This is a genomic window from Streptomyces sp. NBC_01515 (assembly GCF_045040345.1).
GTDB lineage: Bacteria > Actinomycetota > Actinomycetes > Streptomycetales > Streptomycetaceae > Streptomyces.
In genome coordinates this window covers 97,363-119,358 of sequence record NZ_CP109416.1, presented here as the reverse complement: position 1 = coordinate 119,358, position 21,996 = coordinate 97,363, and the positions used below count along the sequence as shown (strand labels likewise).

At 67.1% G+C, this 21,996-nt stretch carries 19 protein-coding genes and 5 pseudogenes; 9 read left to right on the top strand and 15 right to left on the bottom strand.

What is annotated here, in order from left to right; all coding sequences use genetic code 11:
• Nucleotides 1–234: 234 nt before the first annotated feature.
• Nucleotides 235–462: pseudogene (locus tag OG407_RS00500) on the top strand (hypothetical protein); the annotation flags it as partial.
• A 233-nt stretch (nt 463–695) separates the two neighbouring features.
• Here OG407_RS00500 and OG407_RS00495 read toward each other — a convergent pair.
• From OG407_RS00495 to OG407_RS00480, 4 genes and pseudogenes are all read right to left on the bottom strand, one after another.
• Nucleotides 696–1,493: a hypothetical protein gene (locus OG407_RS00495; protein WP_405853900.1), complete on the bottom strand. Its 798-nt coding sequence runs from the start codon at nt 1,491–1,493 to the stop codon at nt 696–698.
• A 286-nt stretch (nt 1,494–1,779) separates the two neighbouring features.
• Nucleotides 1,780–2,058 carry a hypothetical protein gene (locus tag OG407_RS00490; RefSeq protein ID WP_405853898.1) on the bottom strand — a complete coding sequence of 93 codons (279 nt, stop codon included), beginning with the start codon at nt 2,056–2,058 and terminating at the stop codon, nt 1,780–1,782.
• A gap of 230 nt (nt 2,059–2,288) precedes the next feature.
• Nucleotides 2,289–2,447 (bottom strand): annotated as a pseudogene (locus OG407_RS00485) (hypothetical protein); the annotation flags it as partial.
• A 157-nt stretch (nt 2,448–2,604) separates the two neighbouring features.
• Entirely contained in the window at nt 2,605–2,796 is a 192-nt protein-coding gene (locus tag OG407_RS00480; RefSeq protein WP_405853896.1) for a hypothetical protein, read from the bottom strand.
• A gap of 86 nt (nt 2,797–2,882) precedes the next feature.
• Here OG407_RS00480 and OG407_RS00475 point away from each other — a divergent pair.
• Nucleotides 2,883–3,056: pseudogene (locus OG407_RS00475) on the top strand (transcriptional regulator); the annotation flags it as partial.
• Between the two features lie 238 nt (nt 3,057–3,294).
• Nucleotides 3,295–4,521 (top strand): IS110 family transposase, encoded by a 1,227-nt coding sequence (locus OG407_RS00470; RefSeq protein ID WP_405853894.1) that lies wholly within the window; start codon nt 3,295–3,297, stop codon nt 4,519–4,521.
• Here OG407_RS00470 and OG407_RS00465 read toward each other — a convergent pair.
• Nucleotides 4,492–4,800: a hypothetical protein gene (locus tag OG407_RS00465; RefSeq protein WP_405853892.1), complete on the bottom strand. Its 309-nt coding sequence runs from the start codon at nt 4,798–4,800 to the stop codon at nt 4,492–4,494. The genes OG407_RS00470 and OG407_RS00465 overlap by 30 nt on opposite strands.
• Nucleotides 4,801–5,048: 248 nt before the next feature.
• On the opposite strand from OG407_RS00465, the gene OG407_RS00460 reads away from it, so the two are divergent.
• Nucleotides 5,049–5,447 (top strand): hypothetical protein, encoded by a 399-nt coding sequence (locus OG407_RS00460; protein ID WP_405853890.1) that lies wholly within the window; start codon nt 5,049–5,051, stop codon nt 5,445–5,447.
• A 9-nt stretch (nt 5,448–5,456) separates the two neighbouring features.
• On the opposite strand, the gene OG407_RS00455 is transcribed toward OG407_RS00460, so the two are convergent.
• Both OG407_RS00455 and OG407_RS00450 read right to left on the bottom strand, forming a co-directional pair.
• Nucleotides 5,457–6,371 carry an IS5 family transposase gene (locus tag OG407_RS00455; RefSeq protein WP_405868221.1) on the bottom strand — a complete coding sequence of 305 codons (915 nt, stop codon included), beginning with the start codon at nt 6,369–6,371 and terminating at the stop codon, nt 5,457–5,459.
• A gap of 20 nt (nt 6,372–6,391) precedes the next feature.
• Nucleotides 6,392–6,817 carry a DUF6924 domain-containing protein gene (locus OG407_RS00450; RefSeq protein ID WP_405853889.1) on the bottom strand — a complete coding sequence of 142 codons (426 nt, stop codon included), beginning with the start codon at nt 6,815–6,817 and terminating at the stop codon, nt 6,392–6,394.
• Between the two features lie 396 nt (nt 6,818–7,213).
• Between OG407_RS00450 and OG407_RS00445 the strand changes: the two genes are divergently transcribed.
• Together OG407_RS00445 and OG407_RS00440 are read left to right on the top strand one after the other, a co-directional pair.
• The gene (locus OG407_RS00445; RefSeq protein WP_405853888.1) at nt 7,214–7,555 is read left to right on the top strand and encodes a transposase; all 342 of its coding nucleotides are present in this window, start codon (nt 7,214–7,216) and stop codon (nt 7,553–7,555) included.
• A 289-nt stretch (nt 7,556–7,844) separates the two neighbouring features.
• Nucleotides 7,845–8,066, top strand: coding sequence for an IS3 family transposase (locus OG407_RS00440; RefSeq protein ID WP_405853886.1), 222 nt, complete (start codon nt 7,845–7,847; stop codon nt 8,064–8,066).
• Nucleotides 8,067–8,529: 463 nt separating this feature from the next.
• On the opposite strand, the gene OG407_RS00435 is transcribed toward OG407_RS00440, so the two are convergent.
• Both OG407_RS00435 and OG407_RS00430 read right to left on the bottom strand, forming a co-directional pair.
• Nucleotides 8,530–10,005: a sensor histidine kinase gene (locus OG407_RS00435; RefSeq protein WP_405853884.1), complete on the bottom strand. Its 1,476-nt coding sequence runs from the start codon at nt 10,003–10,005 to the stop codon at nt 8,530–8,532.
• The gene (locus OG407_RS00430) at nt 9,992–10,672 is read right to left on the bottom strand and encodes a response regulator transcription factor (RefSeq protein WP_405853882.1); all 681 of its coding nucleotides are present in this window, start codon (nt 10,670–10,672) and stop codon (nt 9,992–9,994) included. The genes OG407_RS00435 and OG407_RS00430 overlap by 14 nt, the downstream gene beginning before the upstream one ends.
• Nucleotides 10,673–10,800: 128 nt before the next feature.
• Here OG407_RS00430 and OG407_RS00425 point away from each other — a divergent pair, with 128 nt between their 5' ends.
• The gene (locus tag OG407_RS00425) at nt 10,801–12,282 is read left to right on the top strand and encodes a hypothetical protein (protein WP_405853880.1); all 1,482 of its coding nucleotides are present in this window, start codon (nt 10,801–10,803) and stop codon (nt 12,280–12,282) included.
• Between the two features lie 179 nt (nt 12,283–12,461).
• Here OG407_RS00425 and OG407_RS00420 read toward each other — a convergent pair whose 3' ends face one another.
• The 4 genes and pseudogenes from OG407_RS00420 to OG407_RS00405 form a co-directional block, all read right to left on the bottom strand.
• The gene (locus tag OG407_RS00420) at nt 12,462–13,388 is read right to left on the bottom strand and encodes an IS701 family transposase (protein WP_405868219.1); all 927 of its coding nucleotides are present in this window, start codon (nt 13,386–13,388) and stop codon (nt 12,462–12,464) included.
• Between the two features lie 30 nt (nt 13,389–13,418).
• A pseudogene (locus tag OG407_RS00415) lies at nt 13,419–15,099 on the bottom strand (ISAzo13 family transposase); the annotation flags it as partial.
• Complete coding sequence (locus OG407_RS00410; RefSeq protein ID WP_405868217.1) at nt 15,020–15,469, bottom strand: transposase; 450 nt, start codon at nt 15,467–15,469, stop codon at nt 15,020–15,022. The gene OG407_RS00410 and the pseudogene OG407_RS00415, both read right to left, overlap by 80 nt.
• A 137-nt stretch (nt 15,470–15,606) precedes the next feature.
• Complete coding sequence (locus tag OG407_RS00405) at nt 15,607–16,047, bottom strand: hypothetical protein (RefSeq protein ID WP_405853878.1); 441 nt, start codon at nt 16,045–16,047, stop codon at nt 15,607–15,609.
• A gap of 249 nt (nt 16,048–16,296) precedes the next feature.
• On the opposite strand from OG407_RS00405, the gene OG407_RS00400 reads away from it, so the two are divergent.
• Nucleotides 16,297–17,544, top strand: coding sequence for a DUF4157 domain-containing protein (locus OG407_RS00400; RefSeq protein WP_405853876.1), 1,248 nt, complete (start codon nt 16,297–16,299; stop codon nt 17,542–17,544).
• Between the two features lie 530 nt (nt 17,545–18,074).
• On the opposite strand, the gene tnpA is transcribed toward OG407_RS00400, so the two are convergent.
• Nucleotides 18,075–18,473 (bottom strand): IS200/IS605 family transposase, encoded by a 399-nt coding sequence (gene tnpA, locus OG407_RS00395; protein ID WP_405868215.1) that lies wholly within the window; start codon nt 18,471–18,473, stop codon nt 18,075–18,077.
• Between the two features lie 35 nt (nt 18,474–18,508).
• Between tnpA and OG407_RS00390 the strand changes: the two are divergent.
• Nucleotides 18,509–19,638 (top strand): annotated as a pseudogene (locus tag OG407_RS00390) (RNA-guided endonuclease InsQ/TnpB family protein).
• A 364-nt stretch (nt 19,639–20,002) separates the two neighbouring features.
• On the opposite strand, the gene OG407_RS00385 reads toward OG407_RS00390, so the two are convergent.
• A complete protein-coding gene (locus tag OG407_RS00385) occupies nt 20,003–21,763 on the bottom strand; it encodes a PE-PGRS family protein (protein ID WP_405853874.1) in 1,761 nt (586 codons plus the stop codon).
• Between the last annotated feature and the right edge of the window lie 233 nt (nt 21,764–21,996).

The following is a 21,996-nucleotide window of genomic DNA, read 5'->3' as shown; positions in this document are numbered from 1 at the left end:
GCACTCCGACGAGGGGCAGCCGCATAGGGCACGGGCGATGCGCCAGACACCGACGTCCCAGCCCGGCCCGTCCCTCCAAAGGAGCTGCACCCGTCCGCAATCGGGCAGAGCCGATCGTCAGCAGCGTCACCGTCATGAGCGAACAACCCCAGATAGTGCCACCCATCGGGCCCAAAGCCGGTACTTTGCCGCCCGTCAGCGACACTAGCGGCACTCATCAGCAACCCCGGATGTCATCTGATCAGCCTGCAGCTGGGCGGGGACCCGAACGACTACCGCAACCTGTGGGTAGAGCCTGCCGACCCCGGCCATAAGAAGGGATCAGGGGTCAACAACCCGAAGGACCCGGTGGAGACGAAGCTGCACACCGCGGTCTGTAAGGGCCAGGTCGCCCTCGCCGCCGCGCAGAAGGCCATCGTCACCGATTGGACCACAGCCCTCAGCCGCCTCGGACTCGGCTGAGACACCGCGCCAGGCGATCGAGCCACCACTCGCCCTGGTGCACGCGCAACTTACCGCCGGAGGCGGCGCGCCCTGGCGACGGTATGAGACCTTGGCAGCCATCCGGCCCGCCGCTTCCCCCTGTAGCGACGGGCCGGATCTGTTTCACCGGGTGAGGGTGACGGTGATCGGCAGGTCGAGCAGTCGGCGAGCTGCTGGGCGAGCGCGTCGCGTTCGGTGGCGTTGATGCTCCGTCAAGCCGTGAGTGGTTGGGCGTGGGCGGCACTCTGGACGCTGTCGAGGAGCTCCCCGAATGTGATCTTCTTGTCGGTGGGGCCATGGTCGAGGACCTTGAGCATGGTGTTCCAGCGTGCCGGCCGGGTGGCGCAGTGGGTGAGCAGGTGGGGCAGGGCGACGTGGGGTTCGCTGCGGGCGAGGACTTCGTCGGCGGGCAGCTGGCGCAGGTGATCGACAGTGTGGTGACGTGAGTTGAGGACGGCCCGGTACACCTCCCGGTCCGTCCACACGCCCTCCCTCTCCGGGGCGTCCAGCCAGGACTGCAGTACGGCGGCCGGGTCGGGCTGCTGATCGAGTTCGTCGTCGGTGAGCAGCCGGAGCACGGCCTGGGTTTCGTCGGCTGGGGCGAGGGACGCTGCGGCTGTGCGCAGCCAGTCGGGGACGTTGTCCTGGTGGTAGATCCAGGCGAGTTCGAGCGGGTGCAGCGCGGCGACCCGGTGGTGCTGGTAGTTGCGCTCCAGGAGGCGGGTCGGGGTGTCGAGGTCGGTGTCCGCGGTGATGCGGGCGAGGCGGGCATCGGGCGGTGTGGAGACGACGGCGGGCGCTTCCACCGTCGTGGTGAGCAGGGCGCAGGCCTTGGTCAGGTGGGCGGGGTTGGCGCTGAGCCGGGCGAGGTCTTCGGCCACGGTGATGGTCTTGTTGTGGCTGTCGTCCTTGGGATTGACAGAGAGGGTAACGCGGATGCCGTCGAGGGGCGCGCGCCGCCGGGCACGCAATGAGCCAGCAGGATCGTCACCAGCGGCAAACGTCGGCATGGCTACACTCTGCCCGGCGGTACGTCTCGGTTGAGCGGAGCGGACACTGACGGTTGCCATGCAGGGGTCGGTGTACCGTCCGGGTCCAGGCCGTACGGCCATAGCCTGCTGAGCACTTTTTCCTGCGGCATGGCCAACAGGTAGTACAAGGCGTCGGCGTTGCCGTGGTCGGCGCCTTGCCGGGCTAGGGCCTCGGCGCCTTGCCGGGCTAGGGCCTCGGCGCCTTCCCGGTCCCCGGCCTCCTCCCGCAGCAGAGACAGGCGGTACAGGGAGTCGGTGCCGTGCGTCACCCAACGGGTCCGATACGGAGGACGGCGGCGGTGTCGAGGATCTCGACGACCTTCAGGCTCATGGCATTGTTGATGGTCGCGGCGGGTCCCTCTCCGCAGTTGAGCCTGACGCCGCCGCTGCCCTCCGAGGACACGCCGCCGCCACCGGAACAGCCCGAAACGCTGAAGCCCGACCCCGTCAGCGGCGCGACCATCTCGACCTCGCCGCCAGTGATCGCAGTCACCTTGATCGGCCCGAGGCCGTACTTTTCCGGCACTGTCACGACGTCTCCCACGGCGACCTTGATCTCACAAGTCCCGTCAGCGCACGGCCCGGTCGGCGAGGGCGACGGCGTGGCCGTCTCCGTGGGAGTCAGTCTGGGGTCCAGTGTCGGTGTCCCGGATCCGGACCCGCTGGGCCGACCCTTGGCGGGGGACGGGTCCGAAGAATCCGAAGAACACGACGTGAGAGCGGCGAACACGACAGCGACGGCAACGGCGACGGCGGCGGATGACGTTCTGCGCATCATGGCCGCCATTGAACCGCGCGGTGGCCGACCTCCGACAGCTCCTCGCGCAGCTCCCGCTTGAGGCATTCTGTTGTGCTCTCCGGTCCATTTCCCGATCTCAACCATCGCGCGAATCCGGGCAGCAACGAGGCAGGGATGAAGCCTCGCAGGTCGTATTGCTGATCCGCGCCCGTTCGGGGCTCCTCCTAACTCAGGACGGGGACGGTGAGGGCCGAAGACGACCGGTGCGTCACCGGTGTCGTCGCTCATCCAGTAGCCCTGCGCGGTGAGGATCGTGCGGAGCGCGGTGTGCATGGCGTCCTGCTGCGTGCGCTACACCTGGCTCAGCACGTCGACGGAGTGGTGCTGGCGCCAGATGACCCGCACGGCGGCGCCCGTCGGCCCGGGGCCCAGCGCGAGCATGACGCCGGTCGCCGCCTCGCCGGCGTCATCGGACTTCGGGTCACGGAGGGGCAGCCCCACCCTCAGGAGCGCCGCCACCAGGTCCTCCATGAAGGGCCGCATGTGCTCGGGACATCCACAGGTCCGATGACACACCGGTCCAGGACATGTGCCGCCCTCTGCGCTACCGCGTCCCGGGCGGGGTCCACCAGCGGCCGGTGGAGTTCCGGACGATGAACGTGCGGCACTGGGACCGGATCGTCGCCGCATGGGCAGCCGACGACGACCAGGAGCTGGACGACGCGTGGGTCGACCAGGTTGCCGATCTTGGCACCCAGTGGGGCCAGTATGAGTACCTCACCAACATCGGCTTCGCCGCCTAATGGGAGCTACGGAGTCGGGGAATGCTCGATTCCGCAGCCGCCAGCAGGTGAGCACTTTCACCGCCGGAAGCACTGATTTCTGAGGTCAGACCGTGCCCCGTCTGGTCGTTGGGAGGCCAGACCGCTGATGGGGTGGCGTGCCCGCCCTCGCGGGGCGTGAGCACTGGATCCATTAGGCCCTGTGCCCCGCCTTCCGCAGGCTGCGCTGTTGTACGGGGAACGTATTTGGGAGGGTTTGTTGCTGCTCATCGGTGACGACTGGGCCGAAGATCACCACGATGTCGAGATCCAGGACGAGACCGGCCGCAAACTGGCCGCCGCGAACCTGCCCGAAGGAGTGGCGGGCATGGCGAAACTCCACGAACTCGTCGCCCGCCACGGCGGCGAGAGCCCCGATCCGGGCAAGGTGGTCGTCGGCATCGAGACCGACCGCGGCTCGTGGGTGCAGGCCCTGATCGCCTCCGGCTACCAGGTCTACGCGATCAACCCCCGCCAGGTCGCCCGGTTCAAGGAGCGATACGCCTCCTCGGGAGCAAAGAGCGACAAGGGCGACGCACACGCGCTGGCCGACATGGTCCGCATCGATCGCGACCAACTGCGGCCCGTGGCCGGGGACAGCGACGCCGCCCAGGCAGTCAAGGTCGTCGCTTGCGCCCACCAGACCCTGATGCGGGAACGCACCCGCACCTTCCAACGCCTTCGCAGCACGCTCCGCGAGTACTTCCCCGGCGCTTTGACGGCCTACGCCGACCTCACCCTGACCAGCGCTGACGCCCTCGAACTACTGATCAAAGCCCCTGCCCCGGCCACCGCGGCAAAACTGACCCGCACCCAGATCACCACCGTCCTGGCCCGCCACCGACGCCGCAACCGCGACACGAAAGCGGCCACCGTCCAAGCCGCCCTGCGCGAGCGGCAGCTCGCTCTGCCCGATCAGGTCACCGCCGCCTACGCGGCCACCGCCACCGCCCACGCCCGGCTGATCATCGCGCTCAATGAACAGATCGCCGAGCTGGAAGAACAGGTGAAGGCCCATTTTCTGAAGCACCCGGACGCTGAGATCTACCTCTCGATGCCCGGCATCGCGGAGATCACCGGCGCCCGGGTGCTCGCCGAGTTCGGAGACGACCCCGACCGATACGCCAGCGCGAAGGCCCGGAAGAACTACGCCGGCACCAGCCCCGTCACCCGGGCCTCCGGCAAGAGCCACACCGTCAAGGCCCGCTACGTCCGCAACAACCGCCTCGCCGACGCTCTCCAGAGCCAGGCCTTCAGCGCCCTGCGCGCCTCGCCCGGCGCACGCCGCTACTACGACAAGCAACGGGCCCGCGAGCTCGGCTACAACCCCGCCCTCCGCCAGCTCGGCAACCGGCTCGTCGGCATCCTCCACGGCTGCCTCAAAACCCGCACCCCCTACGACGAGGCAACCGCGTGGTCACACCACGCCTACCCCCACCCTGCTTGACACCCCAACGACATGGGGTGTCTGACCTGCCGCGCTTGTGGGGCGTGAAGCAGCGCAGTCGAGGACAGCCCAGATCTGGCGCCCTTCCGGTGTGAGTTCGGTTCCGCAGCTGGCGGCTCCGAGTTCGTGCAGGCGCGGCAGGACCACGTCATGGAGGTCGCCGGGCTCGGCCTGGTGGCTGAGCGCGAGGACCAGCGCCTGGTGGTCCTGTTCGGCGAGATGGACGCTGATGTGCCGGCAGCCGTCCCCGACCACGCTGGAGACGAGCAGCAGCACCACGTCGTCAAGTTCGTCCGGTCCGCGCAGTCCCCACTTGGCCAGGCGCGCGGCGACGTTGGCGACTCTCTCAACGGCACGGGGACCCTGTCCGTTGCTTACGGTCCCGCCGTCACCCGTCCGGGGGCCACTCTGAAAACCCTCAGTAGATGTGCACGTTGGGTTGGAGATCCGTCGCTAACGCCTGTCGCCTCAGACCGTGTTTGAGATCTACGTCGATCGTGGGTGGAGGGGAGTTCTAACCTCTGCGGGTGAGCGATGCGCGGGTCCCCTTCGTCGGCGACTTCAGAGAACTTGAACAGGGCAGCCCAGACGGGCCGTCGCTGTGGTCCGCGATCAAGACCGATGCGTCAGTGAACGCTCATGAGCTGGTCGAATACCTGCGATCCGGTGCCCTGCTCGCTGCGACGACCACCCTGGCGCGTGATGTTCTCAGCCCTGACAAGGCTGTGATCGGAGGGCTGCACCTGCTGACCGACGGGCACTGGCTTTGGTACTCGGACCTGGCCCACTACGTCGAGCATTACCACGTGACACTCGAACCACAGTTCATCGCGCACGCAGAAGCCAACAGCTGGACGGTTCCACAGCTCGATGACGCGGACCTGCTTGCCTTGCAGGCTGTGCTTCTCGGTGACGATGTGGACTGAGCCGGTTGCCTACGCGCCAGGCGTCTGTCCCGCTGCCGAGACCCTGGTGAGCGGTCGGCGACCCGGCCGCGCGGCAGGACCTGTGCGCGTGAGCCGGCGCACCATGATGCCGATCATTGCCCAACGAATCATGGTCTCCGAGTGGGCCGGGCTGGCTTCGTAGTCGCGGGCCAGGCGCCGGTGGGCGGTGAGCCAGGAAAAAGTGCGTTCCACCGCCCACCGCTTCGGTTGTACCTGGAACCCTCGCTGATCGGGATCCTTGCGAACGACCTCCACCTCGCGGCCCAGGATGTGCGCGGCCCAGTCGACCAGGCGGCCGGCGAAGCCCTGGTCCGCCCAGATCTTCCGGATGCTCGGATGGTCAAGGCGAGTCCACAGCAACGGGCGCCTGCCCCCATCGCGGTCCTGAACATTCGCCGCGACGACATGGACGGCCAAGAGTAGACCGAGGGTATCGGTGACGATGAACCGCTTGCGGCCCTTGACCTTCTTGCCCGCGTCAAAGCCTCTCGTGGCGGCCGGCACGGTATCGGCGGTGCGGACCGACTGTGAGTCGATCAGCCCTGCACTCGGCTCAGGGTTGCGGCCATCGGCCTCGCGGACCTGGTCGCGCAGGGCGTCGTGGATCCGCTCTCCCGTGCCGTCGTCGTGCCACCAGGTGAAGTACCAGTACACAGTGGGCCAGGGCGCGAAGTCGTTGGGCAACTGACGCCAAGAACATCCAGTTCGTACGACATACAAGATCGCGTCCACGATCCGGCGTCGCGGATGCTTCTCCCGCCGGCCGCCCTTCGGACCCACTCTGGCTGGCGGGAGCAACGGCTCCACCAGCGCCCACTGCCCGTCCTTCAGATCAGACGGATACCCACCCCGATCGTGCCCCACAGACGGCCCAACGACCGCAGCCGCACCAGGAAACGACAGATCTCAAACACGGTCTCATATCAGAAGCCCCGGAAAACGCCGTCGTCATCCGCGGCGTCGACGAATTCCTCCCAGTCCATGTTGGCGAGGGAGATGTTGTTCTCGATCGACCACAGTTCTTCGGCTATGACTCGCAGTTTTCCGTGCTCCTGCTCCAATTCGTCGTCGCCCTCCTCGTGGGGCAGGACAGCGAGCAGGGGCATCTCCGGCGTGGTGAGAGCGGTCTTGTCGGCCACGATCAACAAGAAGCCCCGGGCGGGGGCCAGCGAGATGACCTGTTCGGGCGTCAGGTCGCGGTATGCAGCCTCATCCACTATGTGAACATTTGCAATGAAGTCGTCCTCGTTCGGTGTGGTGATTGCCGTGTGGAGGGCTTGCCAAGCTGTCTGGTCGGAAAAGTCGGTACGGATCAGCAGGGTGTCGTCAGTCTGCGGCAGGCTCTTCAATGGATTTCTCTTTCGGTGATCGTGCTCGGCGGTGCAACGGGCTGTCCAGCCCGGAAGCGTGCCCTCAGCGGTAACGCTATCCGTTGGGTCTGACAAGAAGACTCACTGTTCGCTCCCAGTTCCCGGGTCTCGTAGCTCGCCAACGGCCGTATGCCCTACCGGATGTCGACCGCAGCCGCCGCCGGGTTCCGCACCATCTCCGTCCCGGCACTGCTCGCCGTGATCAGCATCGGCGACATCCTCCTGGCCACCGCCGCCTTTCTCCTCATCACCGCGGCCATGCACCCCAGCGTCCAGCCCGCCCCTTCCCGGGCCGGGCCACCAACAACCTTGCGGAGACATCATGAGCCTCCTCTCGTAGCGTGGAGACCGTTACCGGTGGGATGGTTGAGGGTCGTGGTATCCAGGAAAAGCATCTGCGACGCGGAGTTCCGCGAGGCAGCGGTACGGATCGTGACCGGGACCGGGAAGCCGATCCCGGAAGTGGCCGAGGGACTCGGTGTGCATCCGGGGACGCTGCACAGCTGGGTGTCGCGGGCCGAGCGCAACGGTTCGCCGTCGTCGGACACGCCCGTCCAGGCATCCGCGGGAGCAGGCTCGGGTGGCCGGTTGCGGGAGGGCGAGCGGGCCGGGCTGGAGCGGCTGCGGGCCGAGGCCCGGGAGAAGGACAAGCGCATCCGCGAGCTGGAGATGGACCGTGATGTGTGCAAGCGATTCGTGGCCTTGTGGGTGAAGTAGCTGAGGCAGACCCGGCCGTGGCGGTCAGGGGGCATCAACCACGGCGGCCACCGGCAGCTCAACGCCGCGATCTATCGCACCGTCATCGTCCGCATGCGATTCCATCAGCCCACGATCGACTACGTCGCGCGCCGCACCGCCGAGGGGAAGACCAAACGCGAGATCATCCGCTGCCTCAAGCGCTACGTTATTCGCGAGGTCTACCACCTACTTCGACCTGCTACCCAGACGATCCCCGCAACGAGTTGACAGCTATAGGAGCGTCAACGCCCTCGCGGAGAACCTCTGGATGCTCATCAAAACCGAGGGCCTCCGCGGCCGCACCTTCACCACGAGGGCCGAAGTGAATCTCGTGCTCTTCGAGTACATCGACGGCTTCTACAACTCCCGCCGCACCCAGGAACGGCTCGGCTTCCTCAGCCCGATCGAGTTCGAGGAGAAGTACTACGCCGAGCAGGCGACGGCCGAACCAACGAATCTGAACACCCGTCACCCCCTGCTGACCAGCTGATCATCGGCTCCCGCATGACGAGGGAACCTCAGACGACGAGACGCACCGCGCCCGGCCCAGATCCGCCAGGTTCGAGCCGGTGTCGGGGTTGAAGGACGTAGTAACGCTGGTTCCTTGCGTACTCCTCTTCGTCTCGCTCGCCGGACCCGCACCATCTGGCAGTGCTGGTACGTTCCGGCTTTGTCAGGGCCGCTCCCGCCTTCCTCGGCGCCACCCGGATCAGGCTGCCGTCAGCTACGCTGACCTGCTGCGAAAGGCCAGAGGTGATGGTCTTCCACCTCCACTCGAACCACAGCGCCTCACGGTGCAACCAGGATCCCCGACAGAGTCGCTCAGTGAAGGTCCACAGTAGTCGGGCTCAGCCAGGTGGCGGGTGAAGTCGATGATCGTTACTGCGTCAGTGGTGGTGGGCGTGGTCATCTGGTGGTTGTCCGGTTCCGAAGAGCTTCCGCGGTGCAGCGCGTCATTTCTCGGCCGGTGTGGGCGCTCGGGGAAGGCGTAGCTGGAAGCACGCCCCGAGGGTCCGGGGGGTGAGGGTGAGGGTGCCGCGGTGGCGGTGGGCCAGGTCGCGGGCGATGGCGAGGCCCAGGCCGGTGCCGCCGTGGTCGCGGGAGCGGGCGTCGTCGAGGCGGACGAAGCGTTCGAAGATGCGCTCGGCGTCCTCGGCGGGCACGCCCGGTCCGTCGTCGTGCACGGTGAGGACGATCCAGTCGTCCTGGTTTCGGACGGTGATCTGGATGCGGTGTGCGGCGTGGCGGGCGGCGTTGTCGATGAGGTTGCGCAGCAGTCGTTCGTATTCGCCGGGGTTTCCGTGTGCGTGTGCGGGGGAGGTGCTGTCGCAGGTGAGGGTCAACGGTCGTTCGGTGAGCGGGTATTGCTCGGTCAGTCGGGAGGCGAGGGCTGTCAGGTCGACGGTTTCGGGGCTGGCTGTGGGGGTGCGGGTGTCGAGGCGGGCGAGGAGCAGCAGGTCTTCGGCGAGGGCCTGGAGGCGGCGGGTCTGTCGTGCGGCGGTGGTGGTCGCGGCGGGCCAGTCGGTGCGTTCCGGGTAGGCGAGCGCGACTTCCAGGCTGGCGAGCAGGGTGGTGAGGGGGCTGCGCAGTTCGTGGGCGGCGTCCGCGACGAAGCGGCGTTGCTGGGCGGCGGCGTCGTCGAGGCGCTGGAGGGTGCTGTTGATGGTGGTGGCCAGGGCGGCGATCTCGTGTCCCGTGGCAGGGACCGTGACGCGTTCGCGGGGGTCGTTCGCGGTGACCGAGGCGGTGAGGACGCGGATGGCTTCGACCGGCCGCAGCGACCTGCGGACGGTGAAGTAGACGGCGGCGGCGATTAGTACGAGGCTGACGAGCCCGGCCCGCAGCAGCAGGAGGTCGGTGGTCCTGGCGATCTCCTCGGCCGTTTTCGGGAGCACCACCACATAGACCCGCAGGAGGGCGTCGGAGGTGACGCCCAGAGCGGCGACTTGGTCCCTGCTGAGTTCATTGGCGCTGACATCTGCGTACATGACCGTGAAGGTCCTGCCGACCAGGCCGGATCTGTCCCTGGAGTGGGAGCCGCGCTCCGGTATGCGGAGGGGAAAGATCGTCAGGACTCCGGGCCCCCTGGCCCCCGATGGGGTGGGCAGCACATGGCGGGTGCCGGGATCGAGGGCTTCCATGCCTCCGCCGTAGGCGACAGCGGTGCGCCGGCCGGTCGCGACGACCTCGTACGGCAGCACGATGCTTTTCTGAGCGGGAAGCACACCCCCGTTCAGCTGATCGACGAGAGCCCAGACCTGTTGCTCGGCCTGTCCTTCGGCGATCCGTGTGCCCTGGCGGTAGACGTCGTGGTGCAGCCACCAGCCGATGCCGAGCAGGATGACGGCGGCGGCCGAGGTGACGGTCAGGGCCGTGCGGGCTCGTACCGAACGCGGCCACCAGCGGCGTCGCGGCTCAGTCGCGTTCACGGTCGTCCACCAGCCGGTAGCCGGTACCCCGTACGGTCTCCAGGGACCGTCGGCCGAACGCGGAGTCCACCTTCTTGCGCAGTGCGCTGACCCGCGCCTCCACCAGGTTGGGATCCAGGGCTTCGTCCGGCCACGCGTGATAGAGCAGATCCGCTTTGGAGACCGCCTGGCCCGCCCGGCGGGCCAGCAACTCCAGAACGGCGAACTCTCTGGGCGTGAGATCCACCCGGGCCCCGGCCCGGCGGCAGACTCGGCCGGCGACATCCAACGAGAGGTCACCCACGGCCAGGACGGGCGGGGCGACCGTGGCCGTTCGTCTGACCAGCGCCCGCAGCCGTGCGACGAGCACCACGTAGGAGAAGGGCTTGGCCAGGTAGTCGTCGGCCCCCGTGTCCAGGGCCTCTGCCTGGTCCCAGTCCCCGTCCTTGGCGGTGAGAACCAGGATGGGGGTCGCGTTGCCCTCCCGGCGCAACTGGGCGCAGACCTTGTAGCCGTTGAGTCCGGGCAGCATCAAGTCCAGCACGACAAGGGCGTATTCACCGGTCCGGGCCATCCACAGCCCCTGCCGCCCGTCATGGGCGAGGTCGACGCTGTAGCCCTCGGCGGTCAGACCGGTGTGCAGGGTGCGGGCAAGGTCCACCTCGTCTTCGACCACCAGGATGCGCATGCGGTGCAGCCTCGCACAGCGCCGGCCCGCCTTCCTGATCGGCCGGTCAGGTTGGATCAGCATCCGGTCAACGAGGTCCGGGCACGCTGGCGGAGTTTCTTCGCCACTGCTGAAGGGCCCTGCCACCGATGTCCGTTGATCAACGTGCCCCCGCCATGGCCGGGACGGTTTCCCCTCCCGTACCCGCCCGTCGCCCATCACCGAGCCCGGCCGAAGCCGCTGTCGTCATCGCTCCCGTGGCGCTGACCATCGCTCTGGGACTCTGGGGTATCCGCAGGCAGAACACCATGTGGGGGGACGAGTCCGTCACCTATCAGCTCGCACACCGCGATCTTTCGCAGATATGGCTCACCGCCCAGCACATTGATCTGGTCCATGTCCTCTACTACGCCGTGATGCACGAAATCTTCGGTCACTTCGGCGGAGGGCTGCTGACACTGCGGCTGCCTTCCGTGCTGGCAATGTCCCTGGCGGCGAGCGGAGTCGGGCTTCTGGCGCTACGCCTGGCGGGACCCCGTGCCGGGCTGCTGGCGGGGCTGGTGTTTGCGCTCCTTCCCCAGGTACAGAAGTACGCGCAGGAAGGCCGTTCGTATGCCATGGTCTGTGCCCTGGTCACCTGGGCCACCTATGCACTTGTGGTCAGCGTCTCGCGTCGTGCCTGGTGGCGGTGGGCGGTCTATGGCTCCACCATGCTGCTGGCCTGTCTGCTCCATGAGTTCGCGGTTCTCGCCCTGGTTGCTCACGGCGTCACACTGGCGGTCTCCCGTGTTCCACGACCGGTGCTGAGAGCGTGGGGTGTGGTTGTCGCAGGCGTGGTGGCCGGGCTGTTGCCGCTGGCGATCTGCAGTGCGGGGCAGTCGGAGCAGGTGTCCTGGATCAGTGGACCGGTACGGCCTGGTTATTTCCTGGTGGTGGCGGTACTGGGCGTGGTGTGTGCCCTGGCACCCCTGAGGGTGAGGGGGCCCGTGCGGCTTTCCGCGCTGGCTGTGCCGATTCTTGTGCTTCCCGGCCTTCTCCTGCTGATCGCCTCACTGGTCAAGCCCCTTTTCGTCGACCGGTATGTGGTCTACAGCAATGTAGGAATTGCCTTGCTGCTGGGCGCCTGGATGGATCACTTCCTCCGGCGGCAGCGGTCTTCCCGCTACGCGTGGATCGCGGCGGTTGCCGTACTGGCCGCGCTCGTCCAGCCGAGCCTTTCGCTGAGGACGCCCCAGAGCCGGAGCAATGACGTCACTGCCATCGGTGCCGCCGTACGCGAGGAAGGCCGTCCCGGCGACGGGCTGCTCTACCTATCCGGCCAGCAACGGATCTTGACCGCGGCCAACCCCGAGGACACCCGTTTCCTGACAGATCTCGCCCTGGCACAGGACCCCGTTTCGTCGAACACACTTGCAGGTGTCGAACTTCCCGCCCGGGAAATAGCCGCACGCATGCTGGAATTCGACCGGATAGTCGTGGTCCGCGCCGTGGGTGTGCACTCGTCGACCAACCCGCAGGAGGAAGCAAAGACAAGCACCCTGCGGCGCCACTTCCACGAGTCCGGAACAACCCATGTCAACGGGGCGCGCGTCACCGTCTATGTCCGAGACCACGACCCGCGCCCGAAGTGACGTGACACTCGGAGGGGGGTTTGTTGGTGTGGTGGTGGTGGCTGGGCTGGTGTGTTGCTGGTTTTTTGAGAGGCGTGGTGAATGGTTCGGGTGTGTTGGCAAACCAGACCTCGCGGTAGCCATCACAAACAGCGAAGCTGCATAAACGACAAGCTAATACTCCAGTGCGACTTCGTGATCTACATGGCTGAGCCGCAGGTGAGGCGTCGTCGGTAGTGGCAGCGTCTGGCCTGTGCTTGGTGGAGTCTGCGCCAGATTGACCAGGCCAGAAGGCTGTGCGGAGGTGGAGTCGGCCGACTGAACAGTGTGCTGATGAGGTGGCGTATCTCCGGGATGGTCAGGTCGATCGGGTCGCTGCTGCGGACTGGATGAGTCAGGTCGGTGGTGCATCGGTCGGGCTTCGCACTGATCGCCACGGCGGAGAGGAAGGCCAGTGCGAACATGGCCAGGGTGATGTGGCGGTGCCAGGAGGTCCAGTGGCGGACCTGGTAGTGGTCCAGGCCGACCTGGCCTTTTGCGGCTTGGAAGCACTCTTCTATGCACCATCTGATCCCGGCGACGCGCACCAGCGCGGACAGGGCCACCTCCCCCGGTGACCAGCACAGGTAGAAGGCGAGTTCGCCGGTTGCGGGGTTGCGGCGGATCAGAAGGTACCGGTTCCTGTCGGCGCCGGTCTGCACCCACGCCCAGTCGTAGTAGCGCGGGCCCTTCGCTCCGGCGCCGGCGCTCTGCCGGTGCCAGGTGTCTTGGGGCAGGGAAGCGGCCACGGCGTCGACTTGGACCGCCGTGCGGTCCTGGTTGATCCGCACCCTGGAGGTGCAGGCGACCGCCAGGACGTAGCCGATCCCGCGCGCCTCCAGGGCGGAGCGAAGCTGGGGGTCCTGGCCGTAGACCTCGTCGCCAGTCACCCAGGAGGAGGAGCACCCGGCGTCCAGGGCCGCTTCGATCATCTGCAGGGCCAGGCGGGGCTTGGTGGCGAATTCGGCCCGCGCGGGAACGCCGGAGCCCGAGCGGCGGTCGGGATCCCGGCACCAGGTGTGCTCGGGAAGGTAGAGCCGACGGTCGATCAGGGCCCGTCCCCTTGACGACGCGTAGGCGAGGAACACCCCGACCTGGGCGTTCTCAATCCTGCCGGGGGCCCGTATTTCAATAACTGTCAGCGACGGGTTCCACGGGGGTTGTTCGGGCGTGTAGCTGTTCCAATGTGCGGGCGGGCGGTACGGGTATCGGCGTGACGAGGATCCGGTGCAGGTCCAGCAGTCGTTTTGCGTCCTGGTACTGGATGGACAGGTTGGTGCGGTTGACGCCCAGTAGTTGGGCCAGGAACGTCATGGTCACCGCTTGGCGGCGGTGCAGGACGGCTGCCAGGAGCCGGTGGGTGTGGTCCACGCTGCTGGTCTGTGGGTGGCGGTAGCTGCGCGGGCGGTGGAAGCGTCGCTGGAATGCTGCCTCGGCCAAGGCGTCCTAGAAGGGCTCCGAGACCGCCACCAGATACTCGAAGGCGGTTCGTGACGTGCCGGTCAGGGCCGGATCGGTGAGCATCGCGGTCAGGGCCGGGTCGGTTCGGTGTGTCGTTGCCGACGTGTCTGGCGCTCGCGGTGGAACGGGAGCCAGTGTGTAGTTCCAGTCACCGTGGAAGGTGTCGGGTGTGATCGGAAGGGTGTGGAACTCGGCGGGTGTGACGCTGATGCCGAGGTCGTAGTTGCCTGTGTCCAGTTCGGCCCCGATGGTCAGGCCGGTCCTGGTTGTTGTGGCGGCGATGGTCTCGAGGACGACCTGATAGCTGGTCAGCGGCCGCCCCCGCCAGTTCGCGGTGATGTGACAGAACATCCGGTGTTCTGTCTTGTTCCACTTCGAAGTCCCCGGCGGTAGGTGACAGACCGTGATCTCCAGGCCGCTCTCCCGTGCGAAGGCGGCCAGGTTGCTTTTCCAGGTCCAGCGTCGGGGGTCGTTGGAGCCGCCGGAGTCGGCGGTGATCAGGAGCCTGCCGGCATGCGGGTGGTCCGCCCGTCCGCGGTGCTGCCACCAGCGGCGGATGGACTCCACCGCGAACTGGGCGGTGTCGTGGTCGGTGCCGATGTTGACCCATCCGCTGTTGTGGGCGATGTCGTAGATCCCGTAGGGGATCGCCATGGGCTGGTCGTTGGTGGTGAACGTGTGGCAGTCCACCTTGATCACGTTCTTGCCCGGCCGCCAGGTGCGACCGGGCCGGTCCCGGTTGCCGAGCCATTCCTTGGCCTTGGTGTCGACGCTGATCACCGGCTGGGCATCGTTGAGGAACGCGGCGGCGGTGGCATTCAGGTGGGTGAACTGGGCATCGCGGTCCGGATGGCTGATGCCCTCTGTTGTCTTCGCGGTTCCCTGCAGGCTGTAGCCCAGGGTGTGCAGCAGGTGTCCGACGGTTGAAGCGCTGATCGGGTGGCCCTGTGTGGTGAGGGTCGAGGCCAGGGCCCGTAACGACAGCGTGGTCCACCGCAACGGGGAGACGGGGTCGCCTCGGGTGTGCGGCTCGATCAGCGACTCCAGCGCGGGCAGCAGACCAGGGTCGGTCTCCGTCTGCCGCTTGCGGCCCGCACCTGGAGCCCGGACCCGCAGGGTCGGTGAGGAGCAACCGGCCAACTCGGCCATACCCCGCGCGATGGTTGCAGTGCTGGTGCCGGAGGCGGCGGCGACCCGGACGATCCCGCCGCGGCCGAGGGCCGCCGCCTCGCTGGCCAGGTACAACCGACGGCGGCGCTCATCGAAGTGCGGAAGGATCTGATCGAACTTGGCCCGCAGAGCACGAGCGGCAACGCGGCCTGACAGACACGGGGTCATATCTCAAACTCCCACCAACACTCCTCTGCCGAGCACTTATTGAAATACGGGCCCCGGCGGTGCCGGTGTATTGCCGCTGCACGCCCGCCGAATGGAGGCCCGTCTTCAAGAACCCCGTCTCGTCGACGATCAACACCCCGTCACCGCCGAGGTGGTCCAGCACGTAGGACCGCACTTCGTCGCGCACCTCGTCGGCATCCCAGCGTGCACTTCGAAGCGGCCGCTGCATCGCGCCGGGGCGGGCATGGCCAGCTTCCTCGGCCAGCTGCCAGCAGTTCTTGCGCTCGACGCCGGACAGCAGCCCGAGCACGAACGCCCGCGCCGTCGCCCTCGGTTCCACCCGTCGGAACCGGCCCGCGATGCGGGCCATGGCCTGGTCGAACATCGCCCGCCAGCAGGCTGGGTCTACGCTATGGCCCGCGGCCACCGCACGATTTTGGAGAGTCCACACACCTCACCAAGATCACGCGGTGACCGTACTGGTTCCCGCCGTCCGTGGGTGGAGCTTCAGTCCCGCCACCTGTCACGAACCAGCCAGGCCAACCGCTGTGCCGCGTGGTACCGCCAGAGCCACAACGGCAGCTGGCGATGGTCTACGAAGGACCAGAGGTCGTCGTCGGCTTCGTTGCCGCGAGGGAAGCCGCGCAGGAGATTGAGACATCGCCTATCCACGGTTCGATGCAGCCGGGCGACATGGGCAAGAGCTACCACGCCTTGGCGGCGCACTTCCGCCTCCTCGGCCACCAGCGCGCGGGCGACTCGGGGCAAGATCGCGTTCGCGTCCGGATGGTTCAGCGCCAGAGCGATCACGCCCACCCCGACGAGCGGCTCGCGCCGGTCAAACGCGGAATCGACCTCCTCGGGCTGCTCGATCCATCGCAGCGTTGAGCCATCCTGCCAGTTCAAGGTCGGTGCTACCTCGGCAGGGGTGTTCTCGTCAGGGTGCACGAGCTGACCCTACCGAGCCGCCGTCAACGGGACCCCTGGAGTTCCCAGAGCTCCTCACACCGCCCCGCTGCAGGTGCGATCACAAAGTCAGACTGGAGTACTAAGCCGTGCGGTCGCTTTCCAGAGGCCGTCAGCGCGCGCCTGAACGTGCACCAGGAGGGCAGACAGTCTGTCCGGATGGACCTTGTCGCACCCGTCGCGATGACTTAGAACGAGACGAAAGCTTCCTTGCTGCTGGAGAGGACTTGCGTGCACTACCTCGGACATGGACAGGCTCGTAGTAACGAACGCCCGTCGCCCGCATCGCGTGCCGGCACGCCGCGCGCAGGGCTGACGGGCGCCTGGCTGACGCACTTGCAACGTATCGCGGCCAAGGGAAGCGGGCCTGCCGACCAGGAGAGGGAGAACGCGGACCACGCCCAGGTGCAGCGCGCCGCAGTGGACAATGCCCTTCAGTCGCCGGCACGCCAGCTGGATCCCGGCTTGCAGACCGAGATGCAGGCGCGTTTCGACGGCGCCGACTTCAGCCGCGTGAGGGTGCATGACGGGCCTGCCGCGCGGGAGGCGGCGGCCATCGTCGAGGCCAAGGCGTTCACTACCGGTCAGCACATCGTGGACGGCGGAGGGATGAGCCAGAAGGACTGGGCGCACGAGCTGGCACACACGCTCGACCAGGCGAAGGGGTCCGTCCCAGGCGTGGACAACGGCGCCGGTCTGAGCATCTCGGATCCGGGCGACTCCGGTGAACGGCACGCTGTCAACACGGCGGACCGGGTCATGCAAGGACCCGCGCCCATCCAGAGGATCGCCTCCGGGGAGCCGACCAACGACGTCGAACAGCACCGGCACAGCCATGCCTGCGGGCACGGCGTACAGCGTGTCGCGACTGGTGCCGTCGCGGTACAGCGCACCCGGCGGGCCACTCGGGAGGACATGGAGGTGTCCCGGTCCGCCTCGGCGCTGACACGGAACGCGCAGATGCTGCGGGCCCAGGGCAAGGACGATTTGGCCGCCAAGCTGGAGGACCAGCTGGAAAAATCGCTTCCTCTTCCCATGCAGGGGACGGTCGCGTTCGCGAACGACATGCTGGTCCAGCGGCGTCACGGCAGCCGATACAAGCTCTCCCTCGACCTTTCGACAATGCTGTACTCGGCGTCACCGCACGAGGGTCGCAAGCAGTACGGGACCCCCGCGCTGGCGAACGGCAAGTACAACTTCGTGATCCCCGTGCGGAAGCCGGACAAGATCATGGCGTCGCAAGTCGGCACCGAGTACGAAGAGGGGCATTCCGCGCTCGCGAAGGCCAGTAAAGCCGGCGACGGGCACGTGTACTGGGCAGGTACTGCCGTGTTCACCGACGGTGTCCTGATGAAGTGGACGAACGACAGCGGTCACTACAGGCCCACAGGCGATGATGCAGGCCAGGTGGCAGGCATCACGGGCGGTTTTCCGGTCGACAAATACAAGAACTTCGACGACCCGGGCGGGGCGGGCTGAAGTCTGCGCTGACGAAACGGCTGGACGGCGGCGGGTAGTCAGCGCCGTCCAGCCCTTATTGCTTTCCGCTCAGCCCGCGTCTTGGTCGTCGGCTGAAGGGGCTTCCCGATCGGCCGCCGTCCTCGGAGGACTCAGCAGACGCACAACGGCGGCGTTTCCCGCCAAGCGTTGCAGCGCGGCCAGGCGGTCGAGGACGTTGGTCTCCGGTGCGGCCCGCGCGGGCTTGCGGCCCTCGCCCGGCCCGCCCGGTGACTGCACGTCGCCTGAGTCACCACCGTCATCGAGCCCATCTCCAACTGGCCTTGCGGCATGTGACAGTTCACGCATCGCACACCTCGCAATCGTGTAGTGCCACGAGCGTGGAACTCACCCCCGCAACACGGGTCGTCGCGTCGCCGTTCATCCTACGGCGGGAAGATTGCGCTGTGCCTCCAGGGGTTCACCGGTTTGCGTTCAGCGGGATCTAGCGAGGAATCCCGGGTGTTCACGCTCGGGAGGAATCGCTTCTCTGGATTGTTCTGGCGTGTAGATCACGACGGACGTTTTTGCTGCTCGATGTACTCCTTGATGGCAGCCGACGGTGCTTCGCCGTAGCTCGCCGCGAAATATGAGGGTGACCAGAAGTGCGCGCCCCACAGGTACTTGCGGATGTGGTCGGGGTACTTCTGGCGGAGTCTGCGGGCGGAGACACCTTTGAGGGAGCCCACCAGTTTGGAGAGGGAGGCCTTCGGTGGGTAGTGCGTGAGGAGGTGGACGTGGTCGCGTTCGCCGTTGAACTCGACCAGCTCGGTTTCGAAGTCGGCGCAGACGGCGCGCATGACTTCCTCGCAGCGTCGAAAGATCTCGTCCGTGAACGGTCCACGCCGGTATTCGGGTGTGAAGACCAAGTGTGTGTGGAGGGTGAATACGACCGTACGGCCCCTGCGGATGTTGGGGTTTGGTTCCCAGCGCGCAGTTCAAGCTGATGCCGGATGTCGTACAGGCGCCCGCCATCGGCGCGACCCTGCACACGGTCAATGACCGCGCCAACTGGGTGTCGGAGGTGGCATTCGCCCGTGGTGTGCCGCGTGAGTACGAACTGCGCAAGCACACCTACGCCGAGCTGAAAGCAGCCGGTCTCGGGGCGCAGGCCGCGCAGCACACCATCAAGAAGGTGTGCGACGCCTACACCACGCTGCGGGTGAACCTGCGGGCGGCAATCTCGGCAAGCCTGGCTCGAAGCGCCGGAAGAAGGCCGAGTCCAAGCCCGTTGTCTTCCGTTCCGAGGCCGCGCACTCGTTCGACGACCGGTGCTTGTCCTGGTAGTACGACGCGCAGACGGTCAGCTTCTGGACCACGGCAGGGCGCCTGAAGAACGTCCGCTTCGCCTGCTCCGCCGACGCCCTCAAAACGCTGCGGGAGTACCGCAGGGGCGAATCCGACCTGATCGAACGTGATGCCGTGTTCTACCTGGTCGCCGTGTGCGAGGTCTCCGAAGCCGAGCAGTACGAGCCCGACCGGTTCATCGGCGTCGACCTGGGCATTGCCAACATCGCCACCACCTCCACCGGATACCGTGCCGCCGGTCGCGGACTGAACCGGCACCGCAAGCAGCAACTCGACCTGCGCCGCACGTTGCAGTCAAAGGGCACCAAGTCCGCGAAACGACGGCTGAAGAACCGGCGCCGCAAGGAAGCGCGGCATGCCGCGAATGTCAACCACATCATCGCGAAACGGATCGTGACCGAGGCTGAACGCACCTCGTCCGGTGTCGCCCTGGAAGACCTGGGCGGCATCCGGCAGAGGGTACGGCTCCGCAAGCCGCAACGGGTCACGCTCCACTCCTGGGCCTTCCATCGACTCGGACAGTTCATCGAGTACAAGGCACGCCGGGCAGGCGTTCCGCTGGTGTACGTCGATCCGGCGTACACCAGTCAGGAATGCGCCGAGTGTCATCACATCGAGAAGGGGAACCGGGTCGGCCAGGGCCTCTTCATCTGCCGGAAGTGCGGGGTCGTTGCCCACGCCGACCGGAATGCTTCCCGCAACATCGCCGCACGCGGCGAGGCTGTGTGGATTGCGGGGCGTGAGTCACGCGTCCCAGCACCTTCCTAGGTGTCTGGGCGGAGGAGCCCACCCAGCAGCCAGCTGGGCGCTACCTCCAAGCCCGGTCGTTTACGGCCGAGTCAAGTTGACACCGTCTGTGACCGGCGGCGGCATCTGACCACGTTCGGTGCGGCGTCGAGCGATGAGTTCCGATATCTGTGCGAGGGCCTGTCTGATCATGCTCAGGGCCGTATGGGCGGCGTCTGCCAGGGTGGTGTGCGGCGCGGGCTGGATCGCCCGGTCCATGGCAGGCTCGCCGCGGTGCGGCTGGCGGCGATCGACTGGTTCCTCGCTCCGTGGCTGGATGGCGGTACGGGGATGGCGTCGGGCCCGGCGGCCGCAGTGCTCTTGCACGACCGCGGAAAACAGGGCGCTACGTCTGGCGGGGGCCGACCAATTCCCTGTACAGGGCTTCTCGTTCCTTGCTGCCGTCCTCGGTCTTCCCGAGTTTCTGCACCCACTCCTGGTTAAGTTCGTCGAGGAACGTGCGCCAGTCGCCGTCGTTCCGTTTCTGCGCGAAGTCGGAGAGTTCGACCAGGCGGGAGTTTTCCTTGAGCTTGCCCGCGCCGACCTTGTCGCCCTTGTGGCCGTGCAGGACGGACTCGTCGTTGGCGGTGGCCTCGCTGGAGGTGGCCTTGTGCTCGTAGCCGACCGGGCTCGTGGCGCCCGGGGCGAGAGTCTCGATACCGACCAGGAGGGAACCCTTCGTCTTCGCAGTCGGCTGCTGGAATACCAGCAGCATGTGACCCCAGGACCCGTTGGGCAGGATCACGTCGCCGTTCCAGTCGGCGCCGCCGAGACCGCCGCCCGAAATGTCCATGCCCATGAGCAGCGGTGGGTTCGAGCCCGCTTTGGAGAAGAAGTTCTTCACGGCGGCAGGGAGTTCGCCCTCCTCCTGAAACTTTCCGGGCTTCCCGTCCTTGTCCTCGGTGATCTTCGTACGGTGAGTTGCGAAGCCGCGGTGGGACACCGAGGGGCCGAGCTGGCGGGCCGGATCCTGGCCTTCCGAGTCCGGGGGGTGCGGAACCGGCTGGGTGGCGCCCAGGAAGTCCGTGAGGTCGTACGGCGACTGACCGTCGGTCAGGGCGGGGATGTCGATGACGACTCGGCCGCCGTGGGCCAGCGCCCGGATGACGTCCTGCCCGTGGTCGTCCACGTGGGCCTTCTGGCCGGCGTCGTAGAGCTTCAGACCGTTGCGGAGGATCAGCAGCACCTTGGTGAGCATCTCCCGAGCGTCCTTGTCCTTGGGCGCCCAGGCCCGGGTGGAGTCCTTGTGCGCGTCCGGGTGACGCCGCTCGGCAGGGATACCGGCCGGGTGAAGGGTGTCCACGGCCGTCTGCCGGATCTGTTCGTACGCCTCCCGTTTCATCTCCTCCTTCACGCCGTCGGGGATGTTGGGGGACTTGGTCGTCATGAACCTGCCCAGGGTGTAGTCCGGGTGGCTCGGGGGAGCCTTCATCGCCTCGACCATGTGCGGATGCTGCTTCTTGAAGGCCAGCGTGGCGGTGAGCACGCGTTTCCCGGAGGAAAGCTTCATCCAGTTGTCGAACCGGCCTCCGACGTATTTCTCGGCCTCCTGGTACGTGCCGATGCCGACCCTTTCGAGCCACTTCGGGTTGAGCTCGGACAGGTGCTGGATGTCCGCCAGCTCCTGGTCGGTGAACGGCTCACCGAGCTTCACTCGCCGGTCCAGGGTGCGGCGCAGCTTGGGCTCCCCCTCGACCATCCACTCCTCGGGCCACCAGGTGTTGGGGGCGAGCCAGCCGATCTTGATCTTCTGTAGGACCGTGTGGTCGGGGATCGACTTCATCAGGCGCCGGATCTGCTGCGCGCCGTGTTTGTCGCCGCTGCCGACCTCTGGCGCGGGCGCCTCCTGCTCCCGGGCGGACTCCGCCGGGGCTTCGGCGCCGACACGCTGGACCGTCACTCCGGCCCCGCCGCGGCCGTGGTCGACGGCCTGCGTCTGCTGACTCGCGCCCTCGTGATGCTGTCCCGCACCCGTGTCCCCCGACGCCACCCGCTGCAAGTGGGTCAACCAGGCGCCGGTGAGTGGGGCGGGCGGCTGGGTGGTCCCGGACGGCCCGCCCCGTAACTGACCGGTCTCCGGGCTGCGCTGCCGCTGGTAAGGGTGCACGCGGATTCCTCCTCGCTGGCCGGGGCGGTTCCCGGTCGGCTCCGTTCTACGCCGCGCCGCCACCGCGCCGGAAGGTCCGCTCGGGCAGATTCCGTTGCCCCCACCCGCCACGTGACAGCGTCGTACGACTGCGCACGCCCATGGCTCGCGGTTCCTCGCCCTCGCCTGCATCGGGGCCCGTCCCGCCGTGGCTCCGTGTGTGGTGTCTGACCTGGATTTCATGGGGTGTGGCG